The organism is Salinigranum sp. (assembly GCF_041641895.1).
GTDB lineage: Archaea > Halobacteriota > Halobacteria > Halobacteriales > Haloferacaceae > Salinigranum.
On the sequence record NZ_JBEPXO010000047.1, the window covers coordinates 1 to 13901 of the forward strand.

9 protein-coding genes are annotated in these 13901 nt (G+C 68.4%); 3 read left to right on the plus strand and 6 right to left on the minus strand.

Translation table 11 applies throughout. The features are described 5' to 3' along the window. The coding region (locus tag ACESK5_RS11355; RefSeq protein WP_372911680.1) for a PAS domain S-box protein at nucleotides 1-3047 on the minus strand (3047 nt) is incomplete at its 3' end. A 977-nt stretch (nucleotides 3048-4024) separates the two neighbouring features. Here ACESK5_RS11355 and ACESK5_RS11360 point away from each other — a divergent pair. Next, nucleotides 4025-4657 (plus strand): hypothetical protein, encoded by a 633-nt coding sequence (locus ACESK5_RS11360; protein WP_372911681.1) that lies wholly within the window; start codon nucleotides 4025-4027, stop codon nucleotides 4655-4657. Nucleotides 4658-4680: 23 nt separating this feature from the next. On the opposite strand, the gene ACESK5_RS11365 is transcribed toward ACESK5_RS11360, so the two are convergent. The 5 genes from ACESK5_RS11365 to ACESK5_RS11385 all read right to left on the minus strand — a co-directional run bounded on the left by ACESK5_RS11365 (nucleotide 4681) and on the right by ACESK5_RS11385 (nucleotide 10998). Continuing rightward, nucleotides 4681-5181, minus strand: coding sequence for a hypothetical protein (locus ACESK5_RS11365; RefSeq protein WP_372911682.1), 501 nt, complete (start codon nucleotides 5179-5181; stop codon nucleotides 4681-4683). 163 nt (nucleotides 5182-5344) lie between these two features. Beyond that, nucleotides 5345-6298, minus strand: a complete 954-nt coding sequence (locus ACESK5_RS11370) for an oxaloacetate decarboxylase (protein ID WP_372911683.1) — start codon at nucleotides 6296-6298, stop codon at nucleotides 5345-5347. Between the two features lie 75 nt (nucleotides 6299-6373). After that, nucleotides 6374-7018 carry an isochorismatase family protein gene (locus ACESK5_RS11375; protein ID WP_372911684.1) on the minus strand — a complete coding sequence of 215 codons (645 nt, stop codon included), beginning with the start codon at nucleotides 7016-7018 and terminating at the stop codon, nucleotides 6374-6376. A 54-nt stretch (nucleotides 7019-7072) separates the two neighbouring features. Beyond that, nucleotides 7073-8938, minus strand: coding sequence for a hydantoinase B/oxoprolinase family protein (locus ACESK5_RS11380; RefSeq protein ID WP_372911685.1), 1866 nt, complete (start codon nucleotides 8936-8938; stop codon nucleotides 7073-7075). Then, nucleotides 8935-10998, minus strand: coding sequence for a hydantoinase/oxoprolinase family protein (locus tag ACESK5_RS11385; RefSeq protein ID WP_372911686.1), 2064 nt, complete (start codon nucleotides 10996-10998; stop codon nucleotides 8935-8937). The genes ACESK5_RS11380 and ACESK5_RS11385 overlap by 4 nt, the downstream gene beginning before the upstream one ends. 178 nt (nucleotides 10999-11176) lie before the next feature. On the opposite strand from ACESK5_RS11385, the gene ACESK5_RS11390 reads away from it, so the two are divergent. Continuing rightward, nucleotides 11177-11830, plus strand: a complete 654-nt coding sequence (locus tag ACESK5_RS11390) for a helix-turn-helix domain-containing protein (RefSeq protein ID WP_372911687.1) — start codon at nucleotides 11177-11179, stop codon at nucleotides 11828-11830. A gap of 211 nt (nucleotides 11831-12041) precedes the next feature. After that, nucleotides 12042-13859, plus strand: coding sequence for a formate/nitrite transporter family protein (locus ACESK5_RS11395; RefSeq protein ID WP_372911688.1), 1818 nt, complete (start codon nucleotides 12042-12044; stop codon nucleotides 13857-13859). Nucleotides 13860-13901: the final 42 nt, after the last annotated feature.

Below are 13901 nucleotides of genomic sequence, written 5' to 3' on the forward strand. Positions count from 1 at the left end.
TCTTCACGCGTGGACTGTTCGATGACCGCGACCGTTATCTCGTTGACGACCCGGTTGACGTCGTTGAGTGCCTTGAGTTGCTCGCGCTGGCGGACCAGCTTCGTCTCGTACGCGTGTCGGTCGATGGCGGACGCGAGGACGTTTGCGACCGACTGGACGAAGTCGACGTCAGTCTCGGTGAACGACCGCGTTTCGGTGTCGTGGACGCCGAGAATCCCCCACGGGTCGTCGAACGACCCGACGACGATGCTGATTCCGCTCCGGACGGCGTGGTCGGTCAACAGGTCGGGGCCGCTGAACCGCGTCTCCGTCTCCAGGTCCTCGACGACGACGGGGGCCTGCGACTGGAGCGTGTACGAGGCCTGCGATTCGTCCTCGACCGCCGAGACGGTCGCCGACCCGACGATGCCGTCCTGCCAGCCGACGCCCTGGCGCAACAGCAGTTCCTCCCGCTCCTCGTCGAGGTCCAGCACCTTGCAGTAGTCGGTTCCGAGCGCGTCCGCCACGAGGGCCGCGGCGTCGTGCATGAGCGCGTCGAGGTCCGTTCCCTCGAGCGCCTGCTGGCCGAGTTCCGCGACGGCCCCCTGCTGGTGGACGCGCTTCTGGAGTTCCCGTTCCTGTTCGAGACGCGTCGAGACGTCACGGACCACCCCACACCGACCGGTCTCACCGTCCAGGCTGAACGGCGCGAGTCGGCTCTCACACGGGACCGACTCCCCGTCTTTCCGGTGGACGTCGAGTTCTATCATCGCGACGCGTCGGTCTCCCTCCGCGACCTCGTTCCCCATGGACGCCGCCCGTTCGGTGACTTCCTCGTCGTGGATGGTCGTCGCGTGCCGACCCAGTAGCTCGGTGCGGTCGTAGCCAGTGAGCTCACAGAACCCCTGGTTGACCATGACGAACTCGGCGTCGGCGTCGACCGCGTAGATACCGTCCTCGACCGTCTCGACGACGGTTTCGTACAGTTCCAGCTCCTGTTCGCGCTGTTTGCGCTCGGTGACGTCGCGGACCACACCGACCCGTTCGTACCCGTCAGCCCGCTCCACCAGCGAGAACGTCGCCTCGCCGGTCCAGGTCCCGCCGTCGGACCGCGGAAGCTGCGCCTCCAAGGTCGCCGTCTCCCGCTTCCCGGCCACCAGTTCCGCTTCCAGTCGCTGCACCTGCTCGCGGAGTTGCTCGTCGACTCCCACCACCGAGACGTGCGACCCGACGAGTTCCGCCCGGTCCCGCCCGACCATCGCCTCGTAGCCCCGGTTCACCTGGGTGAAGTACCCGTCTTCGTCGACCACGTAGATGCCCTCTTCGACGGTCTCGACGATGGTCTCGTACCGTTCCAGCTCCCGCTCGCGCTCCTTCTGCTCGGTGACGTCCCGGAAGTACACCGAGAGGCCGCTCTCGGAGGGGTACGCCGACACCTCGAACCAGGTGTCCAGCGGTTCGAAGTACTCCTCGAAGTGGGTCGTCTCCTGCGTCTCCATCGCCCGCTTGTACTCGGTCTGGAAGCCGGTCTCGAGCCCTTCCGGGAACGCGTCCCACACGTTTCGGCCGGCGAGTTCGGCGCTCGACCGGCCCAGTAGGTCCGCCGCGTGGTCGTTGACGTGCGTGAACTGCCACTGCTCGTCGAGCGCGAAGAACGCGTCGTCGACGCGGTCGAACACGACGCGGAGCTCGCTCTCGAGGTCGTCGCGCTGCCGCTCGAGTCGGTCCGCTTGCTCCCTCAACTGCGTCACGTCCGCCATCGTGACGACGGCCCGCCTCGGCTCCTCCCCGAACGGGACGGCGTTGACCGACAGCCACCGCGTCTGGCCGTCGTCCCAGTCGACCCGCACCCGACGGTCGATGACCGACTCGCCGGTCGCCAGCGCCAGTGGGACCGGTCTGTCCTCGAACGGGATGACCTCGCCGTCCGCGTCCCGGATGGGCTGTCGACCCAGCTGGTAGCCGTCCGACTCGTCGCCCAGCCCGAGTAGTTCGGTGAACCGCCCGTTCAGACGCACCGCGTCGCCCTCGCTGTCGAAGACGCCGATTCCGACGGGCGCCGTGTCGAGGACCCGTCGAAGCAGGTCCCGTTCCTGGCGGTGCTGCTGTTCGCGCTCCCGTCGGTCCGTCATGTCGCGCGTCACCTTCAGGAACCCCTCGAGCGTGTCGTCGTCGCGCACGGCTGAAATCGTGACCCTGGCCCAGAACCGCGAGCCGTCCTCGCGGACGCGCCAGCCGCTCGACTCGAACGAGCCGTCTTCGGCGGCGACGCGGAGGTTCTGCTGTGGGACGCCCGCGTCGCGGTCGTTCTCGGTGTAGAACGTCGAGAAGTGCTCCCCGACGATGTCGGAGGTGTGGTACCCCTTGATTCGCTCGGCGCCGTCGTTCCAGGTCTCGACGTGGCCCTCCTCGTCGAGCCTGAAGATGGCGTACTCGTCGACGGCGTCGACCAGTTGTTCGAACTGCTCGGACTGGTCGTGGCTCTCGTCGCCCTCCTCGCTCGGTCGTGACGCCTCCCGGGCCGTGAGGTCGTAGTAGAACTCCGCGTGGCCGCCCGCGAGCAGGCCGTCGTCGATGGGTTCGCGACGGCGTTCGAGCCACCGGTCCTCGGGGGCCGACTCCTGGCGAACGTGGAACGTGAACCGGTCGCCATCGACCCCGTCGAGCGCCTCCCGTCCGAAGCGTTCCTCGTCTCTCACGGTCGGCGCGAGAACCTCCGTGACGAGCGTCTGCCTGTCGCGGCCGACCAGTCCGTCGTGGTCGATACCGAAGTACCGTCCGACCGCCTCGTTCGCCCACGCCACCTCTGACGCCTCGTCGAAGAGGAGGACGCCGACGTCGTCCGTCGACCCTGCACCGGCCCGCGGCCGCCACCACACCCGGGCGCTCGCGCCGACCTGTTTCGTCTCCAGCCGTCCCTGCTCGACGAGCCTGTCGAGTCGTTCGTACGTACTCCGCCTGCCGAGGTCGAGTCGCTCGGCCACCTCCGTCGTGGCGAGCGGTTCGTCGAGGTCCGAGAACACCGAGAGCGTCTCCCTGAGACTCTCGGTCAGCGAGTGTGCGGTCATTACCACTCTCTCGAGACGGAGCCACAAAAGGACTCCGCCGGCGGAGTTACCCGCGTACGGACAACAGCCTCCACGTCCACGCCCACGCGTTCTCGAGGGTGTCTCGGACGTACGGTGACCACCGCCGCGACGACGACGGACTCGCAGCGCCAACGAGACGTGGGTCAACTACCGGAATCGACCTCGCCCCGCGACACCGCCACAGTCTCGGCTCCTCGTCGTCGAACGTTCGCTCGTAAATCGCAGTGGCCGGACGCGGGAGACCCGGCCACCGTGCCGGTGGTTCGATCCAAAACGGTGAGGGGGTGAGGGGGTAACGGGGGACCTCTTCCCACCAGCATCCGGGTATCGTTCTCCACAAATTTGTGACTGTTGCTTGCAGTCGCCGGCCGACAGGTGACTGTCGACTGTTCGTCCGGACGGACGCCGGGATTCGGCTCCGACGAACGAACCCCGGCGACGCCGCGAGCGAGTCGCGGGCGCGAACGGGCCACCAGCGGGTGGGCCACCCGCTGCCGTCACCCGTCCGTCTGCCGAGTGTCCAACGGGTCGCCTCGACGCTACCACGCCGGTTCCAGCGACGTCTCGCCGTCTCTCCTCACGCTCGCGACGGGCGGCGCGTCTATCTAATCCTTTTGGGACAAAGGATATGTTCAAATCCCCAGTATGTTTACTCGCCCTCCGAGTGAGGGAGAGGATGCGCCGGACTGGGGGAGTGACGAGAGTCCCGCTGCTCTCGGACGTACCCGGCGCAGTCACACTGTCTGCGGACTCTTCGTCGGACGTCGACACCGACCCGGTGCGCCGGCCACGCGGCGGTCGACCGCGGTCCACCCACTCGCCGTCGGAGCGGTCGCGCCAGCGACCCGACCGAGTCTCGCCTGGTTCGCCACCGAAGAACGCCGGCTCGGCCCCTCCAGACCCTAATCGTATCGGCGCTACAGACTTGCTCCGGACCGTCTTCGGTCGAGACAGTGATGCCCGCCCAGCCGCGAACCGACGGACCGGCCGACCCCCACGACGCGACGCGCTGTTCGGCAGAGACGATCAGGGCGCTCTCGTGTGCGCGCAGGCGACTCGTCGTCTCGACGCTCCTCGACCGACCGCGCCCGCTGTCGGTCGACGACCTCGCGTCCGTCGTCGTCGACCGTGATGACTCCGGGTCTCCGCCGACCGAACGCGAGGTACGCGTCGCTCTCCACCACGTCGACCTCCCCGTCCTCCGGGCCGCCGAGCTGGTCACGGTCGACGAGGACACGGGTCGCGTCGAGCGCGGCCCCCACCCCGACCTCCGGAACGGGTCGCTCACCGCGCTCCTCCTCGAGACGACGGGCCAGGAGCTGTGGTCCGCGCTCGACGTGCTTCGCGACCCGGTCCGCTCGTCAGTCGTGGCGGTGCTGGACGCTCGCGGGTCGGCAGTGACACTGGACCGCCTCGTCCGGGAACTCCGCTCGAGGTCCGTCTCCGACGCCGTCGAGATACCGCAGGACCCGTCGGAGCTCGCGGTCCGGCTCCGACACGTCCACCTCCCGAAACTCGACGCCGTCGGTCTGGTCCGGTACGACGACGGCGACGACACCGTCTGCTGCCGGTCGAAGGCTCGGGTCTGACCGCCGTCGCCGAGTCGCCGTCGTCAGTAGTCGCGGTGGCCGGGACAGGTGGCCCAGTCGCTCACCGGGACGGTGCGTTCCGGGAACAGCCCCAGTCCCAGTACGACCTCCTCGCCCGTCGCCTCCGAGAGGTCGACCTCCGCCGTGCGGAAGTACCCCACGTACCGCCGCTCGTCGACCCGTTCCCACCCTCCCGCGACGGGAGTGGCGAGGCAGGTTGTTTCGTCGGGCAGGGAGACCCACTCGCCGTCCTCGTGGAGTACGAACCGCTCGGCGTGGCCGAGGAAGACGTCGTCCGGGAACTCGACCCCGTCGTAGGTCTCGTCCGGGAACGCCACCTCGACGACGATGTACTCCTCGGTGAACTCCCGGACGTCGAACTGGAGGCCCTCTTCGGTCTCCGCGGCGCCCCGTCCGGCACCGAGGCCCGCCAGCACCGTCACCCCCGTGACGAGTTCGCCCGCCGTCTTGAGCACGCTACGTCTCGAAACCGTCTCGTCCGCGTTCGTCTCGGTCTGGAACATGGTGTTTCCCTCACGACCACGTCCGATGCGACGAGCGGGTCTCCAGTGGAACCCGTCGCTCAACAGTACGACCGACGGGGCACGCCCGGCGGGCTAACTATCTAGCCACCGTCGCTGCCACCGACGTCCCCGCCCGACAGACGCCCACGCCGGTGGACGCCGACTACGGTCCCGTCGAGTCGACGTCGTCCCCGAGCGAGCCCTCGTACTTGCCCTGTTCCTCGGCCGGGAGGTACGCGCGCTCCCAGTCGACGACTTCGGGGAAGCCGGAGAACTCGTGGAGGCTCCCCACGGGTCGGCTGTTGAACCGGTCGTCGATGCGCCGCATCCCCGCGACGGGGTCGTCGGCGAAGGCGCTGAGGTCCTCGTGGACGCTCGCGATGGTCGACAGCGTCGCCGCGATGGGGAACAGCACGACGTCGAAGCCATACTCCTCGAGCGCGTCGAGTTCGACGTACGGCGAGGAGCCGAGGTCGCCGACGAAGTTGTACACGAGCGGGCCGTCGACGTCGCGGCCGATGCGCTCTAACTCGCGCTCGTCGGTCGGCCCCTCGACGAACGCCACGTCCGCGCCGGCGTCGAGGAAGTCGTTGGCCCGTCCGACTGCCTCGTCGAGCGAGCCGTCACCCGTCCCGCGGGCGTCGGTCCGGGCGATGAGGACGAAGTCCTCGGCACGTTCGTCACGGACGTCGGCCGCGGCCGCGACTTTCCCGACCGCCTCCGCTCTGGGGATGACCTGCCGGCCCGTGGTGTGCCCGCACCGCTTGGGGAACGTCTGGTCCTCGATGTGGATGCCACCGACGCCCGCCTTGATGTACTCTCGAACCGTGCGGACGACGTTGGTTGCGTTGCCGTAGCCGTTGTCGGCGTCGGCGACGAGAGGGACGTCGATTCGCTCCTGGATGTGGGCGGCGTTGTCGATCATCTCCGGCATCGTGATGAACCCCGCGTCGGGGTAGCCAATCTTCGAGAGCGACGTCCCGTAGCCGGTCATGTAGATGGTGTCGAACCCGACGAAGTCGGCGACGGCGGCCGTCAGCGGGTCGTGGACGCCCGGGCAGACGAGCAGGCCGTCGGTCGCGAGGTGCTCACGGAGTCGCGCACCCGCGTCGGTCACGGCCGCTCACCGCCTCGACGGTCCGCTCGTGCTGTCCTGGCGTCCGCCGCCGTGCCGGCCCGTCCCCTGCGCCCCTCACTCCGCATCGGCCGTCCCTCCGAGGTGGTCGAGGACGGTGTCGGTCGTCACGACGTCGCCGTACTTCGCGTCGATGTCGAAGAGGTTCGCGTGGTGTGGCCCCTCGGCGCGGTCACCGACGGCGTCGGCGGGGACGATGGTTCGGTAGCCGTGCTGGAGGCTGTCGACGGCCGTCGCACGGATGCACCCGCTCGTCGTGACGCCCGCGAGAACGAGGGTGTCCACGCGCTGCGTCGTCAACTCCGTCTGGAGGTCGGTCCCGAAGAAGGCGCTCGCGTACTTCTTCAGGACGACGCGCTCGTCGCCCTCGGGGGCGAGGCGGTCGTCGACCTCGACGGCGTCGGTGCCGAGCCGCAGCTCTCGGAGCGCCGGGACCTTCTCGATGAACTGCCCGGCGTCACCGTACGACTCCTCGTAGGCGACGGTCGTGAAGTACCGCGGCAGGTCGTGGTCGCGGAACGCCGCGAGCAGTCGGGCCGTCCGGTCGATGACGTCCGAGACGTCCGAGCCGAGGTCGGTCTCGGGGTCGGTGAACGCGTTGATGAGGTCGATGACGAGGAGTGCGGGTCGCTCGCCGAGTCCGACGCTCCCGCCGAACGCCTCGTCGTCGTACTCCGCGTCGATGTCGTCTGGCCAATCCATGATGTGGTGTGGTGTGAGAGGGTGGGGTGGTGATGTGGTCGTGTCGGTCCGGGGTCAGCGCTGCCGGTTCTCGAACGTCTCGCGCTCCTCGCGGATTCGGGTCGCGAGCGTCTCCTCGTCCGGGAGCGGCCCGTAGTCGAACTGCTGCGGTTCGTCGCGCTCCTCGCGCATCGCCGCGCGCCGCTCTTCGGTCGCAGCCTCGTCGACCGTGCCGTCGTCGGTGAGGACGACGCCGTACTCCGAACTGGCGGCCGCGTCGGAGACGAGGCCGCGTTTGACCTCCGTCGCGACCGTCTCGGGGTCGCGGTCCAGCGGGTCGCCGAGGCCACCCCCGCCGGCCGTGCTGAAGACGAGTCTGTCGCCCGCTTCGACGGACACGTTCTCAACTTTCGAGGGGAGTTCCTCCTCGGTCCCGTCGGCCCGGAGGAGCCGTTTCTCGCTCGTTCCTCCGTACTTCCCGCCCTCGACGCCCCACGGGTACGTGTGGGCGCGGTCGTCCTGGAAGGTGATGGCGCCCTCGGCCTCGAACGTGTACACCTTGGTGATGCCGTGCCCGCCGCGGAACTCGCCGGCTCCACCCGTGTCGGCGCGCGTGCTGTACTCGTCGATGGAGAGCGGGTAGTACGCCTCCTGGTACTCTGCCGGCACGGTCCGGAAGAGCGGCCACCACGAGTGCCCGTCGAGGCCGTCGCCACCGGGCCGGGCCGGAATCCCGCCGTAGAGAATCTCGAGCATCTGGAAGTCGTTCCCGTCCGAGTCGGTCCCCGCGTAGACGAGGTTCGGCGACGTCCCGTAGCTGCCGGCGACGGAGAAGCCGTCGATGAGCTTCGAGAACGTGGCCTGGAGCACGTCGAACTGCCGGGCCATCAGCGGCAGTCGGTTGCCGAGTGCGGCGGGGAACTCCGGCTGGAGCACCGACCCCTCGGGGAGCGTCACCTCGAAGAGGTCGTAGTAGCCGTCGTTGAACGTGAGCAGGGGGTCGAACGCCATGATGAGGAACACCCCGGTGAACATCTTGAACATCTTCTCGTTCAGGAGGAAGTTCACCGTCCCCGGCACCTGTTCGTCGGTCCCGGTCCAGTCGAGGTAGACCGTGTCGCCCTCGCGGTAGATCTCGAGGTGGAGTTTGATAGGACCGTTGCCCAGGCCGTCGTCGTCGGCGTGGTCCTCGAACGTGTAGCGCTCGCCCTCGGGGACGAACTCGTGGATGAGGTCGATCATCCCGTCGCGGGTGCGGTCGAGGATGGCGTCGCACGCTTCGAGATACGTCTCCTCGCCGAACCGGTCGCAGAGCTCCTGTACCCGCGCCTCGGCCGCTTTCGTCCCCGCGGCGAGCGCCTTGATGTCCGCCTCGGCGTGGTCCGGGAGACGCGTGTTGTGCGCGAACGAGTCGAGCAGTTCGGTGTCGATCTCCCCCCGCTTGTAGAGTTTGACCGGCGGGAGGCGCATCCCCTCTTCGAAGATGGTCCGCGCCTGGACGGGCATGCTCCCGGGGGTCTTTCCGCCGACGTCCATCAGGTTGCCCCACTGGCTGGCGAAGCCCACCAGGTCGTCGTCGTAGAAGATGGGTCGGAGGAGGAGCATGTCCGGCGTGTGCGAGACGGCACCGGCACACATGTAGGGGTCGTTGGTCGCGACGACGTCGCCCTCGACGAGGTCGTCGCGGTCGAACGACGCGTTGTCGAGGATGGTGTCGATGGCCGAGCCGAACTGTCCCATGACCATCCGTCCCTCGGCGTCCGCGATGAGGGGGAACTGGTCGGACTGTTCGCGGATGACGGGGCTGATGGCCGTCGTCTCCACCACGCGGTCCATCTCGTACCGGGTGTTCGAGAGGGTGCTCTCGATGATGTCGAGCGTGGTCTGGTCGATGTCGTGGTCGCCGACGAACTCGGGGGTGTCGCTGTCGCTGTCGTTCATTGGTCCTCACCTCGGGTGATCTCGATGTTTCCGTAGCGGTCGATGGCGGCCACGTGTCTCGGCTGGACGACGATCGTCGAGTCGTCCTCGGTGACGATGGCGGGGCCGGTGATCTCGTTGCCCGCACGCAACGCCTCGCGGTCGTACACCGGCGTCTCGTGGTACGCGTCGTCGAAGTACACCTCGCTCGTGCCGACTTCGGCGTCGCTGGAGTCCGCGCCGACGGGGTCGTGTTCCTCGATGGTGACGCCCTGGAGCGTCCCCTTCCCGACGACGCGGAGGTTCGCGATCTCGAGGGGTGCGTCGAGAGTGAAGCCGAACTGTCGGTCGTGACGCGCCTCGAAGTCGTCCTTGACCTCCGCGAGGCCGGCCTCCCCGCGAAGGTTATCGATGGTGATGGGGATCGACATCTGGATGTCCTGCCGGAAGTAGCGGCAGTCGGCGACGTAGTCGAACGCGTGGTCCGACTCGGCGACGCCCTCCGATATCAGCCAGTCGCTCGCGTCGGCCTCCAGTGCCCGGAGTTCCTCGTAGACGTCCCGTCCGTGTATGTCCTCTTCGGTCTCGAGGTACGTCTCGGCGAACTCGTTCTGGATGTCGGAGGTGAGGAAGCCGAACGCCGACATGACGCCCGGTCCCGGCGGGACGACGAGGGGGTACGCCCCCATCACGTCGGCGAGTGCGTTGGCGTGCATCGGTCCGGCGCCGCCGAACGCGACGAGGCCGAACTCGCGGGGGTCGTAGCCGCGCTCGACCGAGACGACGCGCAGCGCGCTGTGCATGTTCTCGTTGACGATGTCGAGGATGGCCTGTGCGGCCTCCTCGACGCTCGTCCCGCGTTCGTCGGCGATGGTCTGGACGGCCTCGCGGGCCGCCTCGCGGTCGAGTTCCATCCGGCCGCCGAGTTGCACGGAGGCGGGGATACGGCCGAGGACGACGTTCGCGTCCGTGACCGTCGGCTCTTCGCCGCCCTGTCCGTAACACGCCGGCCCGGGGTCCGCACCCGCGCTCTCGGGGCCGACCTGGAGCGACCCGTTCAACTGGACGCGGGCGATGGAGCCACCGCCGGCGCCGACGGTGTTGACGTCGATGGAGCGGGAGGTGAACTCCCGGTAGCCGACCTTCGTCTGTCGCGTCGTCTCCGGCGTCCCCGCCTCGACGAGAGAGACGTCGGTCGAGGTGCCGCCCATGTCGAGTGTCAGGACGTCGGGGACGCCCTTCTTCGAGGCGATGGTCGCCGCGCCGACGACCCCACCGCTCGGCCCCGACAGCGCGAGTTCGACCGGGCGTTCCTTCGCGGCCGTCGAACTCATGAGACCGCCGTCCGAGCGGACGACGTTCATCGTGGCCGACGACCCCGCCTCGGCCAGCGACGCGTCGAGGTCGTCGAGGTAGCCGATGACGGTCGGCCGCGCGTAGTCGTTGATGACGGTCGTCAGCGTCCGCTCGTACTCGCCGTACTCGGGGACGATTTCGGAGGAGATGGACACCGGGAGCGTCGGCGCCTCCTCGGCGACGATGTCGCGGACGCGCTCCTCGTGGGCCGGGTTGAGATACGAGTTCAACAGCGCGACGGTGAGCGACTCGACGCCGGCGTCGTCGAGGTCGCGGACGGCCGCCCGGACCGCCTCCTCGTCGAGCGGTTCGGTCTCCTCGCCCGACGGCGAGGCGATCTTCCCGCCGACGCCGCGCGTGTCGACGAGGTCCGCGAGCGGGTTCGGCTTCTCCATCCCCATCCAGCCGTACAGCGGTCCCGGCGTCCACGCACGGGCCAGGTGGAGGATGTCCTCGTGACCGGCCGTCGTGACGAGGCCGACTCGCGACCCCGTCTCCTCCAGGAGCATGTTCGTCACGACGGTCGTACCGTGGAACAGGAGGTTCAGTTCCGAGACGGACGTGCCCGCCTTCGCCGTCGCCTCCTCGATGCCGTGTAACACCCCCTCCGAAGGGTTCGCGGGCGTCGTGAGCACCTTGTCTATGGTGAGTTCGTGCGTCGATTCGTCGAAGACGATGACGTCGGTGAACGTCCCGCCGACGTCGACGCCGAGATTGTATGTCATCTGATATCGTTCGGCGTACGTTTGCGGTGAACGATGAGTAAGGATTTCCCCAACAGCTGTTGGCTCATTATATAGAAAGCGCGGGGAGTCGTGCGCGATACGTGCGGACCTGTGCGTGCGAGCGACTCCCGGGCGACCACCTTTTTCGTCGTGCGGAGAGTCTCCACGGACAACCAGTATGTTCCTCGCGACGGTCCACTTCACACAGCAACGAGACTGCATCCTCCGACGGTTGACCGCCGACGTCGACACCCCGGTGCCGATCGAGATCGAGGAGATTCAGGACGGGTTCGTGACGTTCGTGCTCCGGGCTGGCCCCCACGCCGACGCGTTCGAGGCGGAACTCGACGCGGCCGACCACGTCAGACACGTCCAGCGCCTCGACACCGACAACCTCCTCGTGACCAAACCCTCGTGTGGAGCGTACTCCGCCATCTACCGGAACCACGGCACGCTTCGACGCTCGAACACCGTTTCCGGCCGTCAGCGCGAGTACAACGTGCTGGTGTTCCGGCGCGAGGACCTCAGAGCGATCATCGACGACCTGGAGGCGTTCGGCACCGTCACGCTCGGCAAGCTCAAGCGGTTCAGGGCCGGCAGCGACTCGCTACTGACGGAGCGACAGCGCGAGGTGGCGACCGAGGCGCTCGCGCGTGGCTACTACGACTGGCCGCGGAAGATCACGAACGAAGGGCTCGCCGAGGAACTCGGTATCAGCCGCGCGACGCTACACGAACACCTGCGGAAGGCCGAGCGCACGCTCCTGTCGTCAGCGCTGACCGACGACCACGGCGAGACGACGAGCGGTCAGTCCGAGCCACCCAGGCCCTGACCGTCCACCCTCACCGTGGTGCCTCGACGGCCGACCGAGACGCCACTGCGTCCGAGCGGGACCCCGACCGGCGCCCGTCCGTCGGCCGCCGCCGGACCGCCCGCCGACGAGAGGCTCGACGGACCCACCGTTTCGGGTCGGTGTCCGTTCGGGTCGTGCCGAGCCGACGGAGAGACAAAGCTCTTAGTCGGTCGGTGGCGGCCCGTTACTCATGACGGACTCCGAGCGAGAGGCGTCGGACCGGCACGGCCGACACACCTCCGAGAACGACATTCCAGTCACCGGTGAGGTCGTCCCGGACCTCTTCTCCTCCGACCAGGTGTTCCAGCGAATCGTCGCGGACGCGGACCACGAGATCACGTCCGGGCTTCGCGAACTCTTCTTCGCCGCCGTCGCCGGCGGGTTCGCCATCACCATCACGTATCTGCTGTACGCGTCGATGTCTGCCGCGACCGACAGCCCCATCGCCGCCGTCCTGCTCTACCCCATCGGCTTCATCTACATCATCATCGGCGGCTACCAGCTCTACACCGAGAACACGCTCCCGCCGGTGGCGCTGACGCTCGAACGGCTGGCCAGCGTCCCCGCGCTCTTCCGACACTGGCTGGTCGTGCTCGCGGGCAACTTCGCCGGTGGAGCCGCCGGGGCCGTCGTGCTCGCCTACGGGGGGGTGTTCAGCCCCGAGGCGGCGACAGTCGCCGCCGACCTGGCCGAGAAGGGCATCCAGACGCCGGTGACAGCCCTCTTCTTCAAAGGTGCGTTCGCCGGCCTCATCGTCGCCGGCGTCGTCTGGATGAACTTCGCGGCTCGCGACACCGTCTCGCGGGTCCTCATCGTCTACCTCGCCTTCCTGGCCATCCCGCTCGGAAACCTCTTTCACGTCGTCGTCTCGTTCACCGAGTCCGTCTACCTGATGCTCGTCGGCGGCACGGGACTCGCCACGGCGCTGGTGGAGTTCGTGCTCCCCGTCCTGCTCGGCAACACCGTCGGCGGAGTCCTCCTGGTCACTGTCGTCAACTACTACCAGACCAGCGAGCGTCGTCTCGAAATCGAGCGCTTCGAGAACGTCCGCCGGCTCTCGACCAGAGAGTGGGTACTCGGCGGCCTCGCGGGGCGGTCGTACGTGCCGGTCGTCGACACCCTCGGGGAGTTCGTCCGCGACCCCGACTCCTACCGCATCCTGGTTCCGGTGGCGAACCCGCGAACCGAGGCCCCGCTCGTCGAGTTCGCCTGCACGCTCGCGAGCGCCCACGAGGACAGCACCGTCCACGCCGCGCACATCGTCCAGACCCCCTCCCGGCTCGCGGTGGAGTCCGACGGCCACCACGCCCGGATCACCCGCGAGTCCGCGCGTCTCATGGCGGACATCGAACGGCGCGTCGAGGGGTACGACGTCGAGTTCGAGACGTCGACCATCGTCTCCTCGCGCTCCTTCGAGGAGGTGTTCGACCGCGCGCGCCGCACCCGGCCCGACCTCGTGGTGATGAGCTGGGGTGACGACCGGCTGTGGCACGCCGCCCGCGCCGAACGGCCCCTCGACGAACTGACCAACCGCCTCCCCTGTGACTTCCTCGTCGTCAAGAACGGGCGGGTGGACGCCTCGCGCGTGCTGGTGCCGACGGCTGGCGGACCGTACTCGGACCTCAGCGCCGAGGTCGCCCGGACGCTCCAGACGACCGCCGACGCCGAGGTGTCGGTGCTCCACGTCGTCGAGTCCGGCGAGCGCGAGGCCGGCGAAGCGTTCCTCGCCGACTGGGCGACCGAACGTGGCCTAGAGGACGCGAGACGGCTCGTCGACGACTCCGGCGACATCGAAGCGGCAATCGAGCGTGCGGCCGCCGACCACACGCTCGTGCTCCTCGGGGCGACCGAGCGCGGACTGCTCTCGCGTCTGGTCACGGAGTCGTTGCATCTCGACGTCGTCAACGAGGTCGACGCCTCCGTGGTGCTGGTCGAACGTCCCTCCGAGCGGTCGCTCTCGGCACGGCTGTTCGGGCGCGGCCGCCGCGAGAAGCAACAGCGACCGTGACTCACCCGTAGTCGCTCCGCACGACGAACCGCCGTCCGGAAC

Coding starts and splice junctions, on each gene's coding strand:
- ACESK5_RS11360 (WP_372911681.1), top strand. CDS start 4,025: ATGCCCGCCCAGCCGCGAACCGACGGACCGGCCGACCCCCACGACGCG.
- ACESK5_RS11365 (WP_372911682.1), bottom strand. CDS start 5,181: ATGTTCCAGACCGAGACGAACGCGGACGAGACGGTTTCGAGACGTAGC.
- ACESK5_RS11375 (WP_372911684.1), bottom strand. CDS start 7,018: ATGGATTGGCCAGACGACATCGACGCGGAGTACGACGACGAGGCGTTC.
- ACESK5_RS11380 (WP_372911685.1), bottom strand. CDS start 8,938: ATGAACGACAGCGACAGCGACACCCCCGAGTTCGTCGGCGACCACGAC.
- ACESK5_RS11385 (WP_372911686.1), bottom strand. CDS start 10,998: ATGACATACAATCTCGGCGTCGACGTCGGCGGGACGTTCACCGACGTC.
- ACESK5_RS11390 (WP_372911687.1), top strand. CDS start 11,177: ATGTTCCTCGCGACGGTCCACTTCACACAGCAACGAGACTGCATCCTC.
- ACESK5_RS11395 (WP_372911688.1), top strand. CDS start 12,042: ATGACGGACTCCGAGCGAGAGGCGTCGGACCGGCACGGCCGACACACC.